Origin of the sequence: Paenibacillus sp., from assembly GCF_035645195.1 — a bacterium.
Classification (GTDB): domain Bacteria; phylum Bacillota; class Bacilli; order Paenibacillales; family YIM-B00363; genus Paenibacillus_AE.
In genome coordinates, this window is record NZ_DASQNA010000045.1 from 114,046 (window position 1) to 137,037 (window position 22,992).

Annotated in this window: 21 protein-coding genes and 1 pseudogene; 21 read left to right on the forward strand and 1 reads right to left on the reverse strand. The window is 59.7% G+C overall.

Annotation, left to right across the window (positions count from 1 at the left end; translation table 11 throughout):
- Positions 1-84 precede the first annotated feature (84 nt).
- The 3 genes from VE009_RS25175 to VE009_RS25185 all read left to right on the forward strand — a co-directional run bounded on the left by VE009_RS25175 (position 85) and on the right by VE009_RS25185 (position 3,710).
- Positions 85-1,833: an extracellular solute-binding protein gene (locus VE009_RS25175; RefSeq protein WP_325012558.1), complete on the forward strand. Its 1,749-nt coding sequence runs from the start codon at positions 85-87 to the stop codon at positions 1,831-1,833.
- Positions 1,834-1,904: 71 nt separating this feature from the next.
- The gene (locus VE009_RS25180; protein ID WP_325012560.1) at positions 1,905-2,807 is read left to right on the forward strand and encodes an ABC transporter permease; all 903 of its coding nucleotides are present in this window, start codon (positions 1,905-1,907) and stop codon (positions 2,805-2,807) included.
- 18 nt (positions 2,808-2,825) lie between these two features.
- Positions 2,826-3,710: a carbohydrate ABC transporter permease gene (locus VE009_RS25185; RefSeq protein ID WP_325012562.1), complete on the forward strand. Its 885-nt coding sequence runs from the start codon at positions 2,826-2,828 to the stop codon at positions 3,708-3,710.
- A 45-nt stretch (positions 3,711-3,755) separates the two neighbouring features.
- Here VE009_RS25185 and VE009_RS25190 read toward each other — a convergent pair whose 3' ends face one another.
- Positions 3,756-4,574, reverse strand: a complete 819-nt coding sequence (locus VE009_RS25190) for a phytanoyl-CoA dioxygenase family protein (protein ID WP_325012564.1) — start codon at positions 4,572-4,574, stop codon at positions 3,756-3,758.
- Between the two features lie 155 nt (positions 4,575-4,729).
- On the opposite strand from VE009_RS25190, the gene VE009_RS25195 reads away from it, so the two are divergent.
- The 18 genes and pseudogenes from VE009_RS25195 to VE009_RS25280 all read left to right on the forward strand — a co-directional run bounded on the left by VE009_RS25195 (position 4,730) and on the right by VE009_RS25280 (position 22,654).
- Positions 4,730-5,602, forward strand: coding sequence for an AraC family transcriptional regulator (locus VE009_RS25195; RefSeq protein WP_325012565.1), 873 nt, complete (start codon positions 4,730-4,732; stop codon positions 5,600-5,602).
- Between the two features lie 134 nt (positions 5,603-5,736).
- Entirely contained in the window at positions 5,737-6,519 is a 783-nt protein-coding gene (locus VE009_RS25200; RefSeq protein ID WP_325012567.1) for a phytanoyl-CoA dioxygenase family protein, read from the forward strand.
- A 163-nt stretch (positions 6,520-6,682) separates the two neighbouring features.
- Positions 6,683-7,708 carry a Gfo/Idh/MocA family oxidoreductase gene (locus VE009_RS25205; RefSeq protein ID WP_325012569.1) on the forward strand — a complete coding sequence of 342 codons (1,026 nt, stop codon included), beginning with the start codon at positions 6,683-6,685 and terminating at the stop codon, positions 7,706-7,708.
- Positions 7,696-8,601 carry an AraC family transcriptional regulator gene (locus tag VE009_RS25210; RefSeq protein ID WP_325012571.1) on the forward strand — a complete coding sequence of 302 codons (906 nt, stop codon included), beginning with the start codon at positions 7,696-7,698 and terminating at the stop codon, positions 8,599-8,601. Before VE009_RS25205 ends, VE009_RS25210 begins: the two co-directional genes overlap by 13 nt.
- Positions 8,598-9,995: a sulfatase-like hydrolase/transferase gene (locus VE009_RS25215; RefSeq protein WP_325012573.1), complete on the forward strand. Its 1,398-nt coding sequence runs from the start codon at positions 8,598-8,600 to the stop codon at positions 9,993-9,995. Before VE009_RS25210 ends, VE009_RS25215 begins: the two co-directional genes overlap by 4 nt.
- A 263-nt stretch (positions 9,996-10,258) precedes the next feature.
- On the forward strand, positions 10,259-11,326 hold the full coding sequence (locus tag VE009_RS25220) for a Gfo/Idh/MocA family oxidoreductase (RefSeq protein WP_325012575.1): 1,068 nt from the start codon (positions 10,259-10,261) through the stop codon (positions 11,324-11,326).
- Positions 11,327-11,428: 102 nt separating this feature from the next.
- Positions 11,429-12,535, forward strand: coding sequence for a Gfo/Idh/MocA family oxidoreductase (locus tag VE009_RS25225; RefSeq protein WP_325012577.1), 1,107 nt, complete (start codon positions 11,429-11,431; stop codon positions 12,533-12,535).
- 52 nt (positions 12,536-12,587) lie between these two features.
- Complete coding sequence (locus tag VE009_RS25230; protein ID WP_325012580.1) at positions 12,588-13,391, forward strand: sugar phosphate isomerase/epimerase; 804 nt, start codon at positions 12,588-12,590, stop codon at positions 13,389-13,391.
- Between the two features lie 18 nt (positions 13,392-13,409).
- Positions 13,410-14,810 (forward strand): sulfatase, encoded by a 1,401-nt coding sequence (locus VE009_RS25235; RefSeq protein WP_325012582.1) that lies wholly within the window; start codon positions 13,410-13,412, stop codon positions 14,808-14,810.
- 25 nt (positions 14,811-14,835) lie between these two features.
- Positions 14,836-15,408: pseudogene (gene cysC, locus VE009_RS25240) on the forward strand (adenylyl-sulfate kinase); the annotation flags it as partial.
- Complete coding sequence (locus VE009_RS25245) at positions 15,405-16,838, forward strand: sulfatase (protein WP_325012584.1); 1,434 nt, start codon at positions 15,405-15,407, stop codon at positions 16,836-16,838. The pseudogene cysC and the gene VE009_RS25245, both read left to right, overlap by 4 nt.
- Before the next feature lie 124 nt (positions 16,839-16,962).
- Positions 16,963-17,385 carry a GNAT family N-acetyltransferase gene (locus tag VE009_RS25250; protein WP_325012586.1) on the forward strand — a complete coding sequence of 141 codons (423 nt, stop codon included), beginning with the start codon at positions 16,963-16,965 and terminating at the stop codon, positions 17,383-17,385.
- A 32-nt stretch (positions 17,386-17,417) separates the two neighbouring features.
- A complete protein-coding gene (locus VE009_RS25255; RefSeq protein WP_325012588.1) occupies positions 17,418-17,798 on the forward strand; it encodes a VOC family protein in 381 nt (126 codons plus the stop codon).
- Between the two features lie 86 nt (positions 17,799-17,884).
- Positions 17,885-18,784 (forward strand): hypothetical protein, encoded by a 900-nt coding sequence (locus tag VE009_RS25260; RefSeq protein WP_325012590.1) that lies wholly within the window; start codon positions 17,885-17,887, stop codon positions 18,782-18,784.
- A gap of 112 nt (positions 18,785-18,896) precedes the next feature.
- Positions 18,897-19,712, forward strand: coding sequence for a hypothetical protein (locus tag VE009_RS25265; protein ID WP_325012591.1), 816 nt, complete (start codon positions 18,897-18,899; stop codon positions 19,710-19,712).
- Positions 19,713-19,914: 202 nt separating this feature from the next.
- Positions 19,915-20,712, forward strand: coding sequence for a glycosyltransferase family 2 protein (locus tag VE009_RS25270; protein WP_325012593.1), 798 nt, complete (start codon positions 19,915-19,917; stop codon positions 20,710-20,712).
- Positions 20,709-21,746, forward strand: coding sequence for a glycosyltransferase family A protein (locus VE009_RS25275; RefSeq protein ID WP_325012595.1), 1,038 nt, complete (start codon positions 20,709-20,711; stop codon positions 21,744-21,746). The genes VE009_RS25270 and VE009_RS25275 overlap by 4 nt, the downstream gene beginning before the upstream one ends.
- A 29-nt stretch (positions 21,747-21,775) precedes the next feature.
- On the forward strand, positions 21,776-22,654 hold the full coding sequence (locus VE009_RS25280; RefSeq protein ID WP_325012597.1) for a GT-D fold domain-containing glycosyltransferase: 879 nt from the start codon (positions 21,776-21,778) through the stop codon (positions 22,652-22,654).
- The last annotated feature ends 338 nt before the right edge of the window (positions 22,655-22,992 follow it).

Consider the following 22,992-nt stretch of genomic DNA (forward strand, 5'->3'; position numbering starts at 1 on the left):
TTGTACCATTTAATGCTTTTGCGGAGCGGACTATACTGAGGGCAGAACGAAGAACCGCGATTCGATGCAGGGAGGGTTCCGATCATGCAAAGAAGAAGAACTTGGCTCGTCGGAGGGCTAAGCGCGATGCTGTTGGTTGTAAGCGCTTGCTCAGGATCTGGAGGCAGCACCGTCGGCGATGCCGGGGGAGGCGGCGCCGCGGGAGGCGAAGCCCCGGCGGCAACGGGCAGCGGCGCGGCTGGCGCAACCGGCGGCGATGCGGGAGGCGCAGCCGCGCCCGCGGCGGATCCGCTCGGCAAATACGATCCGCCGATCGAAATATCGACGGTGCGCATCGTCAACGACACGTTCCGCTACGCGGACGGCGAAGACATCAACAATAACGTCTGGACGCGATCGCTGAAGGAGAAGCTCGGCATTACGGTCAAATACGACTGGGTCGTCAGCGGCGACGGCCCGGGCGGACAGGGCGAGCAAAAAATGAACGTCTCGATCGCGTCCGGCGACCTGCCGGACTTCATCCCGGTCAACGCGAGACAGCTGAAGCAGCTCGTCGAAGCGGATTTGCTCATGGATTTGACCGATGTGTACGAGCAATACGCATCTCCGTTCACGAAAGCGATCATGACGCAGGACGGTCCGAACGCGCTCGCCTCCGCCACGTTCGACGGCAAGCTGATGGCAATACCGAATACGGGCTCGTCGATGGACGGCGCCGCGATGATTTGGGTGCGCGAGGATTGGCGCAAGAAGCTCAACCTGCCGGAGCCGAAGACGATGGACGACGTCGTCGCCATCGCGAAGGCATTCGCGGAGGGCGATCCGGACGGGAACGGCCAGAACGATACGATCGGCTTATCGTTGTACAAAGACTTGTACGGCGGCTATGCAGCGATCAACGGCGTCGCGAACGGCTTCCACGCCTACCCGAGACAGTGGGTGAAAGACGAATCGGGGCAGCTCGTCTTCGGAAGCATTCAGCCGGAGATGAGAGAAGCGCTGCTCCATTTGCAAACCATGTTCAAGCAAGGATTAATAGACCGCGAATTCGGCGTAAAGGACGTCGGCAAAGCGGCCGAGCTCGCCGCCGCCGGGAAGCTCGGACTGCAGTTCGGCACGATGTCCAATCCGTTATGGCCGCTCGTCGACAACAAGCGGAACGACCCGGAAGCGGAGTGGCAGGCGTATCCGATCGTCTCTGCCAACGGAGAACCGGCCCGGCCGGGCGTCAATTTGGCGGTAGGCGCGTATTACGCGGTGCTTAAGGAAGCGAAGCATCCCGAGGCGTTGCTGAAAATCATCAATTTGTTCGTGGAAACGGGCTGGGGCGAATCGACGACGGCCGAAAATTACGCGGAGCATTTCACGAAAGACGGCATCGAGCGGCATAAATATCCGCCGTTCCAAACGTGGCCCGCTCGCAAAAACCTCGATATCCATCTGCATATCACCGAAGCGATGAACAGCGGCGACTTCACGAAGCTGAATCCGGAGGAGCAGGACAATTACGGACAAATCAAAGCGTTCTTGGACGGGAAAGAAAACAGCGAGCTTGGCTGGGGCTACTACAAAGTGTTCGGTCCGGACGGTTCGTTCAAGGTCATCAACAAATACGTCAACGAAGGGCTCTTGATGCAAAACGAGTTCTTCGGAGCGCCGACGCCGACGATGGTCGATCGGGACGCGACGCTGCTCAAAATGGAGCTCGAGGTATTCACGAAAATCATTCTCGGCGATCCGATCGAGCTGTTCGACAAATTCGTCAGCGATTGGAAAAACCTCGGCGGGGACGACATTACGAAAGAGGTTAACGACTGGTACGCGAACCGGTAAACGAGAGGGAAGCGCCGCGGCGCCCGCCGACGGGCTTCCCTTTTATACATTCCGGAAAGGAGGACTGCCCCATGCTGGAGCGCATCCGGAGATCGCCGCATTGGCCGCTGCATCTGATGCTGCTGCCCGGCGTCGTTTTGGTGCTTGTTTACAGTTACGGACCGCTGCTCGGTCTCGTCATCGCGTTTCAACGGTTTTTGCCGGCCAAAGGCATTTTCGCGTCCCAATGGATCGGGCTCGATAATTTCGCTTACGTCTTGGAGCTGCCCGACTCGATGCGGGTGCTGTGGAATACGGTGCTCATCGCGTTTTTCAAAATCGTCGTCGGCTTCGTCGTTCCGGTCGTCGTCGCGCTGCTGCTGAATGAAGTGCGCAAGGAGGTTTTCAAACGAACCGTCCAAACGATGATCTATTTGCCGCACTTCCTGTCTTGGATTATTCTCGGGGGCATTTTGATCGACATTTTGTCGCCGTCGACCGGCATCGTCAACGCGTTCCTCGCGGGGCTGGGCGTCGAGCCGATTTTTTTCCTGGGGGACAACGCTTGGTTTCGGCCGGTGCTCGTCCTCTCCGACGTGTGGAAGGAGTTCGGTTTTAACACGATTGTATATTTGGCGGCGCTCACCGCGATCAACCCTTCCCTGTACGAAGCCGCCATCGTCGACGGCGCCGGCCGCTGGAAGCAGACGCTGCACATTACGCTGCCGGGCATGATGCCGATTATCGTGCTGACGCTGACGCTCAGCTTAGGCAATGTGCTGAACGCCGGGTTCGACCAAGTGTTCAATTTATACAGCCCTCAAGTGTACGAGACGGGGGACATCATCGATACGTTCGTGTACCGAATCGGCCTCGTGGACGCTCAATACGGGGTTGCGACCGCCGTCGGCCTATTCAAATCGGTCGTGTCGTTCGTTTTCATTTCGATTTCGTACTACCTCGCGTACAGGTTCGCGAATTACCGGATTTTCTAAGGTGAAGGAGGGGATGTTGTGGTTGAGCAACTCGGCTTCGGGCGGAGGCTGTTCCTGGCGGTCAATTACGCTCTGCTCGCCGCGCTCGCCCTGTTGTGCCTGCTGCCGCTCGTGCACGTGCTGGCCGTGTCGTTCAGCTCGAGCCACGCGGCGACGGCGGGACTCGTGAAGCTGTGGCCCGTCGATGTTACGCTCAGTTCGTACGAATTCGTGCTCGCCAAGCCGGCGTTCCTGAAATCGGTCGGCGTAACGCTGCAGCGGGTCCTGCTCGGCGTCGCGGTCAACATGCTGCTGACGATCCTGATCGCGTACCCGCTCGCGAAAGAAACGAACAAATTTCCGTACCGCACCGCATACGTCTGGTTTTTCGTCGTGACGATGCTGTTTCACGGCGGATTGATTCCGCTATATATGACCGTGAAATACACCGGCGTCATGAATACAATTTGGGCGCTCGTCCTTCCGGGAGCCGTGCCGGTATTCAACGTCGTGCTGCTGTTAAATTTTTTCCGCGGGCTGCCGAAGGAGCTTGAGGAGGCGGCGTTCATGGACGGCGCCGGCCATTGGACGACGCTGTGGCGCGTAATCGTTCCGCTGTCCGCGCCGGCGCTTGCGACCATTACGCTGTTCGCCACGGTCGGGCACTGGAATTCTTGGTTCGACGGTCTCATTTTCATGAATTCGCCGGAACGTTACCCGCTGCAGAGCTACCTGCAAACCGTCGTCATCAACCGGGATTTGGCGCTAATGTCGTCGACCGACTTGAAATCGCTGTCCGAAGTGAGCGACCGCACGGCGAAAGCGGCCCAAATTTTCCTCGGCGCGCTGCCGATTTTGCTGGTGTACCCGTTCCTTCAGCGGTTCTTTATGAAGGGCATCGTGCTCGGGAGCGTGAAGGAATAGGCGGAAAAACAAAGAGGCGGATCCGTCAGGATCTCGCCTCTTCGTTTACTTCCGGTACACCGTCGGGAAATGGTCCCCCGTCAGGATGTCGCCGGGATTCACTTGAACGTAGTCGTGCATCGGGTGGTTCGAGGCCGGCTCGTAGCGCGTGTGGCCGGGCATGTAGTGGACGGCGATCGCGCGGCGCTTTAGGGCGGAGCGGTTGTGCGGCGAGCCGTGCCAGGTGAGACAGTGATGGTAGCCGACTTGACCTTTCTTGATTTCGAACGGCACCGCTTCGACGACCGCCCCCTCGGGCAGCAGATCCGGCTGTTTATGGTACGGCTTGAAATCAGGCGTGCTGGCGATATATTTTTGGTGGTTGCCCCACTTGTGGCTGCCGGGCACCATCCACATGCAGCCGTTCTCGATGACGGCGTCGTCGAGCGCGACCCAGGCGCTGACGAGGTCGGCGGGCTGAATGATCGGCCACAGCGGATGATCCTGATGCCAGCCCGTAGGGCCGCCGGAGTGCGGCGGCTTATACTGCACCTGGTCGTGCCAGATGCGCACCGTATCGGTATTGCACAGCTGCGCGATTTCTTCGCAGATCGTCCGATTTTGCGCATGGCGGAAGAAGGCGTCGCTCGCCATCCAGATGTTGACGATTTGCACGACGCGCTCGGTGACGATCATTTTCATGTTGTCGTACAAGTCGTTCGACTCGAGCATATTCCGGTTGAGCACCGGCCGCCGCACCGACTTTCCTTCCATCACGAGATCCAGCTCCGCGCGGAGCAGCTCGACTTCATCGTCGTTCAGCACGACGCCGCCTTTGAGAAAACCGTTCGCGTTGAATTGTTGAATTTGCGCCTCCGTCAGCATTCGCGTTCCCTCTCCTTTTCGTGTATCCGTTTTCAACTGGCCTCGAATCCATCATAATAAAGAGGACAGAGGCTCGTATTTAGAACAAATCTACGAACAGTTGCGATTTTTCAAGATCGGGCGGCGATCACAGCCGCAGGGGGCTTGCTACCGTCATGGAGATCGGCACGTTGAACGAATTGCATCCCGTCGTCAATTTCGCGAGCCGGGACGTCGCGAACGCGGGGGAATGTTGGGGTCCGCGGTTCATCCCGGATTTTCAACTGTTTTACGTCGTTTCGGGCGAGACGGAGCTGACGGTCGGCTCGGAGCGGCACGTCCTTCGTCCGGGGGAGGCCGGCATTTACGGGCCCGATGTGCCGCATCGGCTGCGGGTGACGGCGCAAACCGACTACTTCAGTCTCCATTTTTCGTGGAGCGGGCCGTCGGCCGTTCCCGTCCATCCGGCGTACGCCATTCGCGAGGCCGGGGAGCTTGAATCCGCTCGAAGCCGGCCGCCGTACCGGCTCGATTGCCCGGGCTTCGGCGCCGTCCGGCTGCCGCATGTCGTTTCCCCGACGGGGGCGGAGCCGCTGCTGATGCGGATCGTGAAGGAGTACCGGGCGGAGCGGCCGGGGTACGCGCTGGCGCTCCGGGCGCTGCTCGCGGAGCTGCTGCTTCTGCTCGTGCGCCAGCTGCTGGAGGGCGGCGCGTCGAACCGCGCCGGCAAAACCGATCCCGCGCTGCATGCGATGCGGGAGCAGCCGGCGAAAGCGTGGACGGTGACGGAGCTGGCCGCGCTGTGCGGCTACCACCCGAGCTATTTCACGCAGCTGTTTTCCCGCGAGCAGGGAAAGAATCCGAAGCAGTTTCTGATCGACGAGCGAATCCAGCAGGCGAAGCGAGCGCTGCTGCGCGGGGAGAGCATCGACTCGATCGCGGAGCGGCTCGGTTACGGCAGCATTCATTATTTCAGCAGCAATTTCAAGAAGGAGACGGGGCTTACGCCGAGCGAATTTCGGCAGCGCCCCGGCCGCGCGGGATCATAAAGCGCAGGGGCGCAGCGCGTTTTTGGCGGATCGACGCCGTTTTTTTGCAAATCCTCCAAGATCGGGCGGCGCCGTCCGTTTTATACTGGCTGTGAGTATCCGAACTTTTTCTAGCCGAAAGGATGGGAAGAGAAATGATCGATGACGTTCGCGCGGTGCCGCGGGAGAAAATCGAGTTTTATCGGGAAAACGGGTTCGTTCAAATCGACGACGTGCTGTCGCCGGCCGAGTTGGAAGAGCTAAGGGAGTATTTGTCCGAGACGATGGGCGCCGAGGGAGGCCGCTCCACCGCGACCGATCGGGAGGGCGGCGCCTACTACAAGGTGCTGAACCAGCGGGTCAACACGTGGCGCGATCATGGGGGCATGGCGCGGTTCGTGCTCGGCGGGCGGTTCGCGCACATCGGGAAGCAGCTGACCGGGTTCGATGGCATCCGGCTGTTTCACGATCACGCGCTGTACAAGATGCCCGGGGATTCGAAGCCGACGCCATGGCACCAAGATTGGCCGTATTGGCCGATGCGGGAGACGGGGGCGTTCTCGATGTGGCTCGCGCTCGACGACGTGGACGAGTCGAACGGCTGCATGATGTTCGTGCCGAAGAGCCAGCGGATCAAAAATTTAAAGAGCGTCAGTCTCGTGACGCCCGAGGATATTTTCGGCCAAGCCGGCGCCGAGGCGGCGGACCGGAACACGGCCGTCGTCGTGCGCATGAAGGCGGGCAGCTGCACGTTCCACGACGGGCTGACGTTCCATTACGCGCATGCGAATACGACCGACCGGCCGAGACGCGCGCTCGCGATCATTTTCATGGCGGACGGCACGACGTACAGCGGCGCATCGCATCTGTGCACGGACGGACTCGGTTTCGCGGCCGGCGACGTCTTAAAAGGCGGGCTGTTTCCGAAGCTGGCGTGAGGCGGCGCCACCGCCGAATCCGACGGCAAAATGTCCGGATCGACCATGGTTTGAGGCGAAAGGTTCCGGTATAGTCAAATTAGAAACCGCTTTCTTGAGGAATTGCAACATCGCCGAAGTACGCTGCCTGCATATACCGTTCGCAGATAGGGGGAAGGTCCACATGTTGAAAGTCGCCGTCGTCGGCGTCAATCAAATCGGCAAGCTGCACTGCCGCGCGTACGCGGACCATGCCGACGCCGAGTTGGTCGCCGTATGCGACCTTATGCCGGAACGCGCCGAAGCCGCGGGCCGAGCCTTCGGCGTCCGGGCGTACACGCGCCTCGACGAATTGCTCGCGCGGGAAGAGGTCGACGCGATCGCCGTCGCCACCGCCGGGGAGGAGAAGGGCGGCCATCATTATGCGCCCGCCATGGCCGCGATCGCCGCCGGGAAGGACGTGCTCGTCGAGAAGCCGCTTTCGAACCGGATCGACGAAGCGCGGGAGATGGTCGCATTCGCCCGGGAGAAAGGCGTGCGGCTCGCGTGCAATTTGAACCACCGGTTCGCGCCGGCCGCGTTCCGCGCGAAGGCGCTGATCGAAGAAGGGAAGCTCGGCACGATCCTGTTCGTCAACATGCGGCTGACGATCCGCAATCCTTCCGACGAAACGCCGTGGCTCCATCTTCGCGCGCTGCACCCGCACTCGATCGACGTCATGCGTTACGTCGCGGGGGACGTCCGCCGGGTGCAGTCGTTCCTGACGAAGGCGCCGGGCCGGACGTCGTGGTCGACCGCGTCGGTCAACATGGAATTCGCTTCCGGCGCGGTCGGCCATTTGACGGGCAGCTACGATATGTCGATGCGCCATCCGATCGAGTGCCTCGAGGTCGGCGGCACCGCCGGGCGGCTCGTCATCGACAACGTCTACGAAACGCTGACCTACTATCCGCACGATTCCGACGAGCGGATGGTGATGCAAAACCCGATCTTCGGCGGCATGCAAGGGTTTAACGATACGTTCCGGCTGCGGATCGACCGCTTCATCGCGGACGTGAAGCGCGGCGCCGCGCCCGACGAGGTGGCGGCTTCCGGCGCGGACGCTTTGGCGGCGCAAGAGACGATCGAAGCCGCGATCCGGTCGCACGAAGCCGGCGGCGCGCCGATGGAGGTCGTGCGGACGGGAGGCGGAGCGCCTTGCGGAAGCTGAACAGCAGCGCGTACATGCGCGAAGATTTCCCGTTCTGGATCAACCGGACGACGCAGGGGACGATCGACGAGCACGGCCACGATTTCGTCGAGCTCGTGTACGTCGTCCGCGGCCGCGGGCGCCATCACTTCGCGGGGGCGTCGTACGACATTCACGCCGGGGACGTGTTCATTATTAACCCGGGCGAAACGCACGCGTATTCGGTCCAGCCCGGCGATCGGATGGAGATCATCAACTGTTTATTCATGCCTTCGTTCATCCCGGACTCGCTGCTGCGGGAGCTGGACGTGACGAACGCCATGGATTATTTTTACGTCCATCCGTTCTTGCAGCACGACCATCGGTTCAATCACCGGCTCAATTTGCGCGGAGACGAAGCGGACCATGTGCTCGCCCTTCTCGAAGGGATGCTTCGCGAGCACGCGCAGTCGAACACCGGCTATGCGACCGTCATTCGGCTGCAGCTGCTCGAATTGCTGATTTTGTTATCGCGGTATTACAAAGGGCTGCGAGCTCGCACCGAATCGCCGCGCCAGCAGGAAGGGACGATGACGGCGCGGCGGCTGTACGGCTATATGGAACGCAATTACGACAAAAAAATGACGCTGCAGTCGCTGTCGGAGCTGTTCAACGTGAGCGAACGACATTTGAACCGGCTCGTGCGGAAGCAATACGGCAAAAGCGTCGTCGACGTATTGCACGACATTCGCATTGCCCGCGCGAAGCGGCTGCTGTGCGAGACGGACGAGAAAATCATTTCGATCGCTGCCATGGTCGGCTACGAGGATTCGTCGTTCTTCACCCGGCTGTTCCAGCGGCATGTCGGTTGTTCGCCGAGCCAATACCGCGCCATGCCGGATAAACCGCTTCTCGAGAGCGGGCGGACGTCATGAGCGCCGGCAGGACGCCTCCGAACATTGTGCTGATCACGGCCGATCAGCTGCGGTACGACTGCGTCGAGCCGAACGCCCCCGGCGCGCCGCATACGCCGAACTTGGCGCGCCTCGCCGCGGAGGGCGTCCGCTTCACGCAGGCGTATTCGCATGTTCCGGTGTGCGGTCCCGCCCGTCAGTCGCTGCTGTGCGGCCGGCGCCCCGAATCGTTCGGGGGGCTGTGGAACGCGGGCGCCGCGCTGCCGGTCGGGTCGCTCTCCCCGGACGAGTGGACATGGCCGAAAGCGCTGCAGGAGCGCGGGTACGCTTCCGCCTTCCTCGGCAAATGGGGCGTGCATCCCCGGCTCGGCCCGACGGCGTACGGGTACGATCGAGCGGTCGGCGCCGCGGATTACGAAGCGTTCCGGAAGGACGCGTATCCGGACGTCGCGTTCGCCGGCGGCTTCTTCGGCGAGCCGAATCCGATTCCGGTCGAGGACGCGTCGACGCACTGGCTCGCGCGGCAAGCCGTCCGCGAAATCGAACGGCTGCACGCCGAAGGGCGGCCGTGGCACGTCGCGCTCCACTTCGCCGAGCCGCATTTGCCGTGCCGGCCGTCGGGGCGCTTCGCGGACATGTACGATCCCGCCGACATGCGGCCGTGGCCCGGCTTCGGCGACACGTTCGAAGGGAAGCCGTACATCCAGCGCCAGCAACTGTGCAGCTGGGGCGTGGAGTCGTTCGGTTGGGCGGATTGGGCGCCGATCGTCGCCCGGTATTACGGCGTCGTGTCCCAGCTCGACGACGCGATCGGGCATGTCCTGCGCGCGCTCGACCGGCTCGGCGCGGACGACACGCTCGTCGTCTTCACGGCGGACCATGGGGATATGTGCGGCTCGCACGGGATGATGGATAAGCATTATATCATGTACGACGACGTCGTCCGCGTGCCGATGATCATGCGCTGGAACGGCGCGCTGCCGGCGGGAGCCGTATGCGGCCGGTTCGCATACGGCTTCCTCGATTTGGCGCCGACGTTCGCCGAGGCGGCCGGTCTGAATCGGCCGGAGCGGCTGCACGGCGACTCGCTGCTCCCGCTCCTGCGGGGCGGGGGCGAGGCGCTTTGGCGGCGGGAGGCCGTCATCGCCACGTACAACGGGCAACAGTTCGGGCTGTACTGCCAGCGCATGATCCGCACCGAACGGTGGAAATACGTGTGGAATTTGACCGACGTCGACGAGCTGTACGACTTGGAGGCGGATCCGGGCGAGCTCGTCAACCGGATCGGCGAGGCGAAACTCGCGGATATCGTCGCGGAACTGCGCCGCCGGCTGTACGAGACGCTCCTCGCGGACGAGGACGGCTTCGACAACGAATGGACGCGCCGCCAGCTGCTTGCCGGCCGGAAGCTGTGAGCGGAGCGGCTAAGGCAGCGATAAATGCTGCGAAATATGCGCACCGGCGCACCGCTTTCCGTACTCTCGGGCCAGCATTTTTGAAGCTGCTGCAACGTCTCCCGAACCTCCCGGGAGGCGTTTTCATTTTTCGGGCCGCGCTGGCTGAATCGGATGGCACATTGTCTGTATCGACCATGAACCATCGCCCGGCGGTGTCTTATGATACGGGTAGAACTTGAATTGGAGCTAGTCATCACCGGAACTCTGGAAGGGGGATGCGAGTGGGGATAGGCGAGGTTCGAATCGGCGTCCTGGGCTTCGCGCACGGGCACGTGAACGGGTACTGCGAGGAATGGCGGCGGCAAGCGCACGGCGTCGCCGTGACGGCCGGTTGGGACCATGACGCGGCGCGGGCGTCCCGCGCGGCGGAGACGCACGGGATCGCGCTGTGCGCCGACGCCAGGGAGCTGCTGCGCCGCGGCGACGTCGACGCGGTCGTCATCGCCGCCGAGACGTCGCTTCACGCGGAGCTGGTCGAGCTGGCGGCGGAAGCCGGCAAGGCGATCGCGCTGCAGAAGCCGATGGCGCTGACGCTGGCCGAAGCGGACCGCATCGTGGAGGCGGTGGAGCGGCATCGCGTGCCGTTCACGGTTGCATGGCAAATGCGGGTCGATCCGCAGAACGCGAAGATGAAGGAGCTGCTGGACGGCGGAACGCTCGGGAAGGTGTTCTCCGTGCGCAGGCGCCACGGCCTTAGCGTCGGTCTGCAGCCGAGCTTCTTCGACTCCTGGCATGTGAACCCGCAGCACAATCGCGACATCTGGGCGGACGACGCCTCGCATCCGATCGATTTCCTGCATTGGCTGCTCGGCGTGCCGGAGACGGTCGTCGCGGAAATCGGGACGCTGCACGACGCGCGCATGCCGATGGACAACGGCGTCGCCGTCTTCCGGTACGGCGGCGGCCCGATCGCCGAGGTGAACTGCTCGTTCACGTGCGCCGCGGCCGAGAATACGACCGAAATCGTCTGCGAGCGCGGGACGATCGTCCAAAATTACGGCGACGCGATCAGCTGCAACGCGCCGAGGCCGGCCGATGCGCCGGGGCTCAAATGGTACTCGACGGAAGACAATCGATGGATCGATTCCGGCATCGCGACGCCGGCGTCGCACTTCGACCGTATCCGCGCTTTGGCCGGACCGCTGGCCGCGTTCTTCCGCGGCGAACGGCCGCCGATCGCGACGGCGGAAGAAGGGCGCGCGTCGCTTAGGATGACGCTCGCGACGTACGTCGCCGCTAGAGAAGGGCGGCGGGTGCGAATCGACGAAGACGCGGTCGCGGGCGTGTAACGAAACAAAGCGTAAAAAGGAAATGCAAACTATTTTACTCCGAAAAGGGAGGTGGAGCTTTCGGCGGAGGAGCGGCGCACAGACTTCGTCGAAAGCGATTACATGGCACTCAAAATCGGCATCGTCGGAATGAACGGCATCGGAAAGCAGCATGCGGCATGTTACAAAAAGGAACCGCTGGCGGATTTGGTCGCGGTTTGCGACGTCGTGAAGGAGCGTGCGGACGCGGCGGCGGAGACGTTCGGCGTTAAGGCGTATTACAGCCTGAAGGATATGCTCGAGAACGAGCCGGACCTCGACATCGTCGACGTGACGACGGGCGGCATCGACAACGGCAGCTGGCATTTCGAGCCGGCGATGGAAGCGGTGGAGGCCGGCAAGCACGTGCTCGTGGAGAAGCCGCTCTGCCACGATATTACGGAAGCTCGGGAGCTGTACGCGCTCGCGGAGCGGAAGAAAGTGTACTTAGGCTGCAACTTGAACCACTACTTCACCCCGCCGGCAGAAAAAGCGATGGAATACATCAACGGCGGAGGCGTCGGCGAATTGGTGTACTGCTTGCTGAAGATGGGCTTCAACGGCGGCGAAGCCGGATACGCCGCGGCGGGATCCCCGAAAATCAAAGGCCACCCTTATTTCCATATGAAAGCGTTCCTGACGCATCCGTTCAGCGTCATGCGCCACTTCTGCGGCGACATTACGCATATTCAGACGTTCTCCGACCGTCCCGGCTTCCGGCGCAACGCGGGCGACGTGATGGTATCGATCAACAGTATCCACGTCAAGTTCGCGAACGGCGGGGTCGGCTACCTGCTCAGCCAGCGCGGCGACGCGATGTACGGCCTCGGCGGCTGGTGGAGCTTCGAAATGGCCGGCTCGAAAGGCACGTTCTGCATCGAAAACTGCGTCGAGAAAGTGTCTTATTGGAAGGCGGAGAAAGGCGTGCCGCCGATCAGCGAGCAGCCGGCGCCGGAAGTGACGGATTTCGGCACGAAGGATTTCGGCAGCACGTTCGGCAATCGCCTTCGCGCGTTCCTCGAGGACGTCTCGAACGGCGTGCCGCGGGAGCAGCTGCGCGCGAACGGCCGCGATGCGCTCGCCGTGCTCGAGTACACCTTCGCCGTAATCGAATCGTATGAACGCGGCGGCGAAGTCGTTCGTCCGCACGCACTGCCGCCGCTGCACGGCGATCCGGCCACGATGCTGTAACGACAACGAATCCGCGCACAACGAAACCTAATTTCGAAAGGGACGTGATTCTATGATTCGCTTGGGAGTCAATTCGGTGCTGTTTAAACAATTCGATTTCGAAACGGCGGCGCGCCACATCGCCCGCTGCGGCTACGACGGCGTCGAAATCGCCGCCATCGCCGGCATGTGCGAGCACGTCGACGTGTTCCGCTGGCAGGAGCAGAAGGACGACATCCTGCGGATCGCCGAAGAAACCGGCCTCGCGCTGCTGTCGATGGAGGTTGCGACGCTCGACGAAGAGCGCCTGACGGCGGCGCTCGAGGCGGCAGCCGGACTCGGCATCGGCATCGTCAACGTCGGACCGGGCGGGAAGTCCGGCTCGGACGACGACCTCTCGCAGTCGATCGAACGGCTCGCGCGCATGGCGAAGAAGGCGGGCGAGCTCGGCGTGACGCTGTGCGTGAAGGCGCATGTCGGCAACGCCGTCTACAATACGCCGACGACGCTCCGCGCCATGGAAGCGATAGATGACCCCGCGTTCGGCATCGACATGGACCCGAGCCATATTCACCGCTCAGGCGAGAACGCCGAAGAGGCGCTGCCGGCCGTGCTCTCCCGCGTGCGCCATATCCATATCCGCGACTGCAAAGGGCGCGAGCAGGGTCCTGGCCCGATCGAGCTGCAGGCGTGCGGGCGCGGCGACATCGATTTGTTCGGCTACTGCAAAGCGATGGTGGACGGCGGGTACGACGGCCCGGTCGTGCTGGAAGTGATCGGCTCGAAGCCCGAGCATACGCTGGCCGAGGTGTCGATCGTCGCGGCGGAATCGTACGGTTATTTGAACGCATGTTTGAAACAATTAGGAGCCAGATAACATAGAGGAGGCCTCGCCATGACTACATCCCGCCCGAATGTCATCGTCTTCGGCATCGACAGTCTGCGCCGCGACCATATGAGTTCCTATGGCTACCATCGGCTGACGACGCCGTACATGGACGCGTTCGCGAAACGCGGCACGCTGTTCGAGCAGCACTTCAGCCCGAGCATTCCGACGACGCCGGCTTACGCGTCGATGCTGACCGGCATGGATACGTTCGGCACCGACGTCGTCGCGCTCCGCCATCGCGGCCCGCTCGGCGGCCACGTCCGGACGCTTCCCGAAATGCTCGCCGACGCGGGTTACAATACGACGTGCATCGGCTTCACGGGCAATCCGTCCTCCCGCGGGTTCCAAACGTACCTCGATTACGAAGCTTGGATCCCCGACGACACCGGAAGGACGCCGAAAGCGCAGCTGATGAACGAGGTTGCCATACCCGAGCTCGAGCGGCTCGCCAAAGACGAGAAGCCGTTCTTCCTGTTCATGCGTCATATGGACCCGCATTCGCCGTATTTGCCGCCGAAGCCGTACGACCGCATGTTCTACGGCGCTGACGAGAAGGACCCATCCAACACGTCGATGGAGCCGGTGTACAATTTCAAGCCGTTCGCGGATTTCTTGAAATCGTGGATCCCCGAAGGCGTCACGGATCAAGAATACGTCTCCGCGCTGTACGACGGGGCGATCGCGTATATGGACGCCTGCATCCAATCGATATTCGCGAAAATCGAGGCGCTCGGCATTGAAGAGGAGACGCTCGTCGTCATTACGTCCGACCACGGGGAGACGCTGTACGAGCACGATTGCTTCTTCGATCACCACGGGTTGTACGATTGCACGCTGGTCGTCCCGCTCATTATCAAGTTCCCGGGGCGCGTGCCGGAAGGCCGGCGCGTCAAGGACGTTTCGCTCATCCAAGACATTACGCCGACCATTATGGAGCTGCTCGGCTTGGAGCCGCCGGAATACGGCTTCGACGGGCGCAGCCTCGTTCCGGCGATGAAGGGCGAGCCTACCGACAAAGTGAGCGAGTTCTACATTACTGAGTGCACGTGGATGCGCAAGCACGGCTGGCGTACGCCGGAGTGGAAGCTGATCCGCGCGCTCGAGCCCGACTTCCACTTCAAACCGGAGGTCGAGCTGTACAACTTGATTCAAGATCCGGAGGAGAACGTCAATCTCGCGGAGCGGGAGCCGGAAATCGTCGCGCTGCTGGAGCAGCGGATGCTGCGCCATATCGCGAAGCGCGAAGCGGAAACCGGCCGGGTCAATCCGATCTACACGAATACGAACTGGTCGGGGGCCGGCAAAACGTTCGAGTCCAGCCAAGAAGCATACGACAGCCTGCACATCGGTTCGCTTAAGAAAGCGCGCGCGCTGCAGGCGAAAGAAAAGGAAGCGCAGGCGAAATAATCGTTCGGCCGGCGAGAGGGAGCGGAGGGATACGATGAACAGACAAGAGGGGCCGGTGCTGTGGTTTACGGGGCTGTCCGGCTCGGGCAAAACGACGACCGCCCGCTACGTGGAATCGATGCTCAGAGAGCGCGGCGTTCGAGCGGAGCTGCTCGACGGCGACGAGCTGCGGGAGACGATCTGCAAGGGGCTCGGGTTCAGCCGAGAGGACCGCATCGAAAACATTCGTCGGATCGCGTACGTCGCGAGGCTGCTGGCGAAGCAGGGCGTCGTCGTGCTCGTCTCCGCGATTACGCCTTACCGCGAAATGCGGGAGTACGCGCGGGACCATGTGCCCGGATACGTCGAAGTGTACGTGAAGTGTCCGCTCGACGAGTGCGAAAAGCGGGACGTCAAGGGGTTGTACGCCAGGGCGCGCCGCGGCGAAATCACCCGCTTCACGGGCATTACGGACCCGTACGAGGAGCCGTCCGCTCCCGAGCTCGTCATCGACACGAAGGCAGGCACGCTGCAGCGCAACGGCGCCGCGATCGTCGAATGGCTGGCGGCGAGGGGCGATATCGAAGCTTGCTTCGCGCGGAGGGAGGAAGCGGGATGAAAATCGTGCTCGTTTCCTTGGATACGCTGCGGGCGGACCGGCTCGGCTGTTACGGGTATCGGCTCCCGACGAGCCCGCATCTGGACCGGATCGCTTCCGAGGGGGCGCTGTTCGAGCGCGCGTACGCGTCCGATATTCCGACCGAGGTCGCTCACACGAGCATCTTCACCGGCAAGGTCGGACTCCGCACCGGCGTCGTCTCGCACGGCTCGACGCTGACGCAGCTTCCGAAATCCCGGGATTGGCTTCCCTTGATGCTTCGCTCCGCCGGCATGACGACCGCGGCCGTCGATAATTTGTACCAGCTGAAGGAATGGTTCGCGCGAGGGTTTCGCTACTATATGAACAGCGTCGACGACAAACAGCGGTGGATCGACGGGAAATCGGTGAACGAGCTGGCGTTCCCGTGGCTTGAGCAGCATAAGGACGAATCGTTCTTCCTGTTCCTCCATTATTGGGATGCGCATACGCCGTACCTGCCGCCCGAGGAATACAAAACGATGTTTTACGAATCAGGACGGGACCCGTTTGACCCGAACCGCCGCGGCATGGAGCCGGCGTACAACCATTTAGCGTACCCGTTCTTCAAGCACCACCATTACGATTTGGTCGGACCGGTCACGGACAGCGCCTATTACGACGCTTTGTACGACGCAGGCATCCGGTATTTGGACGACCGGCTGCGGGAGCTCGACGAACAGCTGGAGAGGCTCGGCATCAAAGAGGAAACGCTGCTCGTCCTGTTCGGAGACCACGGGGAAAGCTTAACCGAGCACGACATTTACTGGGATCACTGCGGGCTGTACGAACCTACCGTCCGCGTCCCGATCATTATGCGCTGGCCTGGCGTCATTCCGGCCGGCCGCCGGGCGGAAGGCTTCGTCCAGCAAACCGATTTGATGCCGACGCTGCTCGAAGCCGTCAAGATGGCTGCCCCCGGGGGGATCGACATCGCGAAGCTTGCGGAACTCGACGGACTGGACGGGAAAAGCTTGTGGCCCGCGATTCGCGGCGAAGCGAAGGGTACGCGCGATTATGTGTTCCTAAGCGAATGCGCTTGGCAAGCGGCCCGGGGCATACGGACGGATCGGTTTAAGTATATCCGCACGTACGACGCGGGACCGTTCCGCCGGCCGGCATGCGAGCTGTACGATTTGGAGTCGGATCCCGGGGAGACGGATAACGTCGCCTCGAAATTGCCGGACACGGCGCGCGAGCTGCAGGAGCGGATCGATCGGTGGGTCGAGGAGACGCTCGACGGCCGGCCCGATCCGATGCATATCCAGCTGACGCAAGCCGGATTGCCGTTCCGCAGGCGCATTGAAGCGATATTGGCCGAAGCGGGCATGACGTGGGACGATTGGCAGCGCGATCCGCGGAGGGAGCGGTTCGATCAAGCTGCGGCGAGCGCGCTGAGCTCCCACCGATAAAGCTTTCATAAGGACCCGAGCAGAGGACGCTTTGAAAAAAGTGAACTCCGCCGGGTCTTTATGTTTTAATGGAGTTAGCCGTTTCATTTTTGAAAATGGATAATTCGTTACGGGGTGAACGTTCTTGTTAATCGACGTCAAGGAAAAGCTGGATCGGGAAGACATCGTGGAGCTGCTGGAGTACAGCGTATTCCCGGATCCGGATGCGGTCCAAGAGGCCGTGAAGAGCTACAAGGAAAACCGAGATTTGTATCTGTACGGGTTGGAGTCTGAGGAAGAAATCGTCGGCATCATCGGCTTCGAAATACGCGACGGCGGCGAGCTGATCGTCCGCCATCTCGCGGTTAAGCCGGACGCTCGAGGGCTCGGCTTCGGTCGAGGATTAATCCTTGAGACGATTCTCATGAAACAGCCGTCGAAGATCGTGGCCGAAACCGATGAAGACGCGGTCGATTTTTACCGCGCGATCGGGTTCGAAGTCGTAAGCCTCGGCGAAAAGCATCCCGGGGTCGAACGATTCATTTGCACGTACGAGACGGACGTGTAAGACGGCAGCGATCATAGAGAGGGAGGATTCCGATGCTGCGTAACATCCACCACGTCGCTATCATTTGTTCCGATTACGGAGTTTCGAAACATTTCTACGTGAATATCTTAGGGTTGCGGGTTGTGAGCGAGACGTACCGAGAGGAGCGCGATTCCTATAAATTGGATCTGCAAATCGGCGACGCGAGAATCGAATTGTTTTCGTTTCCGAATCCGCCGGAGCGGCCGAGCTATCCGGAAGCCCGCGGGCTGCGGCATGTCGCCTTCGAGGTCGACAGCGTCGAGGAGGTTGCGAACCTGCTTCGGTCGAAAGGCGTCGAAGTGGAACCGATCCGAATCGATGCTTTGACCGGGAAATCGTTCACGTTCTTCAGCGATCCGGATGGACTCCCGATCGAAATTTACAACAGGTGACTCCGACAAGCTTCGGCCTGGCCGGCGGATGGGAACGTTTCGCCTGCGGCATCCGTGTAATATAAAAACGTATGCGGAGGAGCCCTATGGATTACGAAGCGAACTACGGTAAATATGCGGTACCGTCCATGTTGACGCAATTGGTCGAACTGCAGAGCCAGATGAAGCACCCGCACGGGCATCTGTTACACCTGTACTTCGGATTGGACGATGTAACGTCTCGGTATTTCATGACGCCCGTCGACGGGATCGGCTTCGCGAGACCGGGGGCGGACGGCATTCATTACTGCTTCCTTACGGATTTCGGGGTGGCCGCTTCCTTGGAGGATGCTTACATCGTCCGCGTGTCCCCGATGGATTTCGGGGATCCCGTCAGGATCGTCGCCCGCAATTTGAAGGAGTTTCTGCGTCTGTTATGCTTCCGTCCCGTTGCCGCGGATTTGTTGGACACGAGAGTTTCCCGGGAGCAGTACGAACGTTGGAACGAGGAGTACCCGGGCTGGGAAGGGACGAGAGACGATATTTCGCGGGAAGCGGCAAGACGCGTGATCGAACGATTTTCGCTGGAGCCCGTCGGTGACGATCTTTACTCGTATTACCAAGAATTAGGCAGGGAACGCGCCGCGGCGGTCGTCGCCGCGACGAAGGACAGCATAGGCGTCGTTCCGGTGCGGCAGGGCGCAACGGCCGATGAGGCGGGCGGGCCGCTGGAGGCGGGCGACCATGTCGATTGGGCGGAGGTTCGGGAACGGTTTCCTCGCCTGTCCATGGAGCGCCGGTTGGCTTGGATCAGAGACATGCAGTCGCTCGGCGCGTTTTACAATCACGACGAAGGCCGAGCGTGGACGCAGGCGCAGCTCGCCGAAGCCGGCTTCGCCGACGAGGCGGTTCGTATCGCCTACCCGGAGCGCCCGAAGCCGCAGCCCCGCCAGCAAGCTTGGGCGACGCTCCGACTGTCTTGGAAAAGTACGAAGAGTCAAAGTTAGGCTGTGATATAATTTCGTTAATTTATGCCAAAAAGGATTGATCTCGTTAACGATTTGATTTTATATTATTAATGAAATCAACTACATCATTTGGTGTCGAGGCGTGGTCCGCATGGCTAGATTCATCTCTTTCAATGCATACCGCACGATCGGCATACCGGACGTTTGCTATATTAAGCCATCTCGCATGTTCCAAGAAATCGATGCGATCCAGCGAGCCGACGCGGTGCTGTTTCCTGAAACGTGGCAAGTGCCATCCCTTGTGTACGGGTTGAAAAAACCGATTTTCCCGAGCATCGAAACGATGCAGCTGGGGTTCAGCAAAATCGAAATGACGAGAGCGCTTTGGACGGTCGCTCCGCAGCATGTCCCTTATACGGAAATATGGTCGAACACGGAAGAGAATCGGCGACGCATACTGGAGACGTTCGGCTTTCCGTTCGTGGCGAAAGAGGCGCGCAACTCGATGGGCAGAGGCGTATTCCTGATCCGCGACGAGGCGGATTTCCGTCGATACGCCGATGCGAGCGACGCGCTGTATGTGCAGGAGTATTTGCCGAACGAAGGCAAAGATCTGCGTATCTGCGTCGTCGGCGACGATGTATTCGCGGCCTACTGGAGAATCGGAGCGGAAGGGGAGTTTCTCCACAACGTGGCGCGCGGAGGGGGCGTTTGCTTCGATTTCGTCCCGCAGGAGGCATGCGAGCTGGTGCTTCGGGTCGCTCGGCAGTTGAACATTAATCATGCCGGGTTCGACGTGCTGGTCAGCGGCGGTTCGTATTATATTTTGGAATTCAATGTGTTGTTCGGCAATCAAGGGTTGATTTCCGAAGGCTTGTCCGTGGAGAACGCCATAACGGAATATTTGGAACGACAGTTTACGCCGTTCCCGCACGCCCCGAATTCTCGCGGTAAAATCATTTCGTAATTGAATCGCATACCGGCACTCATTTGCTCGCCATCTTATCGACCGCTCTGCGAACAGCAGGGCGGTTTTTCTGCGTTGCGTCGGAAATAGGCTTACATAGATAAGCTAATCGCCGCTGACTTTTGAACAAGCGCACATATGATGGTAGGGGACATTTGGGCAGCAGGTAAAAGTCTTCCAGGTTAGGAGGTCTGTTAACTAGATGAACGAAGAGGCATCTTCTACCGACGAACGGCAAACGCCAATGCCGATAACGAACGCCATAAATCCGAAAGTTTCGGTCATCATACCGGTAAGCAACGAAAGCAAAACGATCGCGCGCGTCATTTGCGAGGCACGGCATGTCCATCCCGAAACGGAGGTCATCGTCGTGATCAACGGATCTATCGACGGTTCCAACCGAATTGCGGAGGAGATGGGGGCCAAGGTTATTTTCAATAGAGATGCCCTTGGCAATGACGTCGGAAGGGCGATTGGCGCCTCGGCAGCGAAAGGCTCTATTCTCCTATTTATGGATGGAGATATCGTCATTCCGGCAGAACAGCTATCCTCGTTCGTAACCTCTGTAGAAAACGGGGCCGATGTGGCTTTAAACCATTATCATGGTCGAATCGAAAGGAACATCCCTCACAGCGTAGCCGTTTCAAAAAGAGTTTTAAATACGCTGTTATCTCGCAAGGACTTGGGAGCCGCTTCCATGACGGTAATCCCCCATTGCCTCAGTCGAAAAGCTCTATCGGTGATCGGCGTCGAAAACTTAGCGATACCGCCATTGGCGCATGTCATTGCGGTGTCGGAGGGTCTCCGCGTGGAGTTAGCCGAGCGGGTCGATGTCGGCGCGTTAAACAGAAAACACAAAAAAAGAAAAAGTAGAAAAGTAAGGGAGTTAATTATCGGCGACCACTTGGAGGCGATTCAATTTTTGCTGGAGAAAAGCGGCGATCATCGAGCATATTTCACGGATGTCTGTCGGAAACGGGAAAGGGTGAGGAAGCTTTGACAAAAAAACGACGCCAAAAACAATGGCATAAAGGCGCGTTCAAAGCAGGGATCGATTCGGCACGATCGTTCGACTCTTCGGAGATGAACAAACTGCGCTTGGTTGACTCTCTGCAGCAGCTAAATATGCGTTGGGGAACTTGGTTTACGAAACAAAAGTTTAAAAACATTCCGCGGGACAACTACTCCGCCGCATGTCATCAGTTTCTTCACGGCTATCGCTCAACGGCGGAAGTTAACGTCAGCGCGGAACTGCTGCCTCCGACGCCTAAAAAAGTAGGCTGCATTATTTCAGCCGTGGATGAACACGAAACGTTACAAAAGCAGCTGGATGAACTTCGCAGGCTCACTTTGGAGGAAGTCATCGTTGTGCTGAACGGATCCAGCGCGGAGCTCTTACGAATCGTGCGGGAGCATCCCATTGGAGCTACGATCGTATATTATCAAGAACCGCTCGGCTACGACGTGGGAAGAGCGGTGGGGGCGCGTGCGTCCAGCTCGGACATCTTATTGTTTCTCGATAGCGACATGATCGTCGACGCCGATCAATTGCTGCCGTTCATTTATGAAGTCGAAAAAGGGGCGGATGTTGTGCTGAATCCGATCACTCCGCTATTCCCCCCTAACTGCTCCGACTGGGATAGCGTGTCTAATATGAAATATTTCCTAAACCTATGCCTCGGGAGAAAGGATCTGCTGGCCAGCTCTCTTACGGCCGTTCCGCATGCGCTCTCCCGCCGCGCCGTCGAGACCATCGGTCCCGATGTTTTGGCAGTGCCTCCGTTGGCGCAAGCGCGGGCGCTCCGGGCGGGACTTACCGTTACCAACGCTCCGGTCATCGTCGACGTCATTAAGAAAAATTTGATCCGGGAGCATAATGTCGGTGCCAATAATTCGGTCGAGCAGCTGATCGTAGGCGACCATTTGGAAGCTATTCACGATTCCTTCTTGGAACTGGGGGATCGGCTGCTATTTCCGGATCGTATCCGCAGAAGAGACTTATTGCGTGAAGGAGACGAAGAAATCGGGTTCTAATACGAGCAAGAGAGGTGGTTTTGGTTCGCATGTCCCTTACTGAAGAAGATTGGAGACGCATCGCCAAGGGGATGGTAGACCGAAATAACGAGAAAGAATCGATCGCGGAGACGGGACTGTATATGGGAGGAGAGCAGATTGTAGAGCGATTACTTCCCGGCAGCTCCGTTCTGCATGCCAGTTTGGAGGATGTTATCCGGGCGGGGATCGGCGCCTTAGCCGATCGGTACTTGACGAACCTGTTAAGCGAACGGGAAGTGGCGGACCGGATCATGGAATCGATCAGCCGGAAGGAAGGGTTATCGTTGGTTCGATTCGGGGATGGCGAATTGCTTACGTTAGCTCAGGAAACGGTTCTGTCTATAGAAGAGGTAAAGAGGCTTGGATCATTTCTGCCTTATGCCGGAGTCGTCGTTCCGGACCTCGAGGCCAGAGATGCATTGCTTCAGACGTTTTATAAAGCCGACATCGTAGGGATTCCTATCATACGCCGCCCAACCTACCAAAACCTGTTCATTCGTTTGGCCAAACATTACGACTTGCCGCTGAACAAGCTCCGTCTGACTAGTTCGATTATCAACTATACGCTTCAGAATACCGACATTTATAGAAACATATTTTTCAATGATCAAAACAAAATTCTATTAATCGGGAATCGTATGGCTGAATTAAAAGAACACTTGGAACGGAACGGCTGCCGCACGATCGTCGGGACGATCCCGGTGGAAGGCGTGAAGTCGGTTCGCAAGGTGGTTCGAAAGGCCAAGGCGTACGAATACGACATCGCCATCGTTTCGGGCGGCGTGTCGGCAACCATTATTTGCCCCTTATTAAGCGAAAAGGGAAAGATCGCCATCGATTTCGGCCATCTGTCGGACGAATTAATTTATCAAAATCGAATGATTTAAAGCAAAACGGATAGCGATTCGCTATCCGTTCGTTTGTACGCCCAGCATGGGCGTCATCTCTACGGTGAAAGTCCGGAATGGGGGCTGGCAAGCGCCTACCATTAGCCAAAAGCAAGGGTGTCTGTCGTGAGGCAGAATCTGGAGGAAGCTGGAGGCAAAAGCACGGTATGAGGTACACGAATCCAATTTGAGGCGGATGCAGCCGGATGAGTCACCAAACCATGACGAAATCCAAAGCTGCCAAGGGCTGCAGCCGTAAACTTGGGCGAGCGCGGGCGGAAAGATGACGTTCTTATCTGGGGAGGCCTGAGGAATACGCGAAGTAACTTCGTAACCGC

Bases quoted from the DNA above. Each gene is read 5' to 3' on its own strand.
- VE009_RS25260 (WP_325012590.1), top strand. From the start codon at position 17,885: ATGGATTACGAAGCGAACTACGGTAAATATGCGGTACCGTCCATGTTG.
- VE009_RS25200 (WP_325012567.1), top strand. From the start codon at position 5,737: ATGATCGATGACGTTCGCGCGGTGCCGCGGGAGAAAATCGAGTTTTAT.
- VE009_RS25235 (WP_325012582.1), top strand. From the start codon at position 13,410: ATGACTACATCCCGCCCGAATGTCATCGTCTTCGGCATCGACAGTCTG.
- VE009_RS25230 (WP_325012580.1), top strand. From the start codon at position 12,588: ATGATTCGCTTGGGAGTCAATTCGGTGCTGTTTAAACAATTCGATTTC.
- VE009_RS25225 (WP_325012577.1), top strand. From the start codon at position 11,429: ATGGCACTCAAAATCGGCATCGTCGGAATGAACGGCATCGGAAAGCAG.
- VE009_RS25265 (WP_325012591.1), top strand. From the start codon at position 18,897: ATGGCTAGATTCATCTCTTTCAATGCATACCGCACGATCGGCATACCG.
- VE009_RS25205 (WP_325012569.1), top strand. From the start codon at position 6,683: ATGTTGAAAGTCGCCGTCGTCGGCGTCAATCAAATCGGCAAGCTGCAC.
- VE009_RS25245 (WP_325012584.1), top strand. From the start codon at position 15,405: ATGAAAATCGTGCTCGTTTCCTTGGATACGCTGCGGGCGGACCGGCTC.
- VE009_RS25195 (WP_325012565.1), top strand. From the start codon at position 4,730: ATGGAGATCGGCACGTTGAACGAATTGCATCCCGTCGTCAATTTCGCG.
- VE009_RS25280 (WP_325012597.1), top strand. From the start codon at position 21,776: ATGTCCCTTACTGAAGAAGATTGGAGACGCATCGCCAAGGGGATGGTA.
- VE009_RS25190 (WP_325012564.1), bottom strand. From the start codon at position 4,574: ATGCTGACGGAGGCGCAAATTCAACAATTCAACGCGAACGGTTTTCTC.
- VE009_RS25180 (WP_325012560.1), top strand. From the start codon at position 1,905: ATGCTGGAGCGCATCCGGAGATCGCCGCATTGGCCGCTGCATCTGATG.
- VE009_RS25215 (WP_325012573.1), top strand. From the start codon at position 8,598: ATGAGCGCCGGCAGGACGCCTCCGAACATTGTGCTGATCACGGCCGAT.
- VE009_RS25255 (WP_325012588.1), top strand. From the start codon at position 17,418: ATGCTGCGTAACATCCACCACGTCGCTATCATTTGTTCCGATTACGGA.
- VE009_RS25270 (WP_325012593.1), top strand. From the start codon at position 19,915: ATGAACGAAGAGGCATCTTCTACCGACGAACGGCAAACGCCAATGCCG.
- VE009_RS25175 (WP_325012558.1), top strand. From the start codon at position 85: ATGCAAAGAAGAAGAACTTGGCTCGTCGGAGGGCTAAGCGCGATGCTG.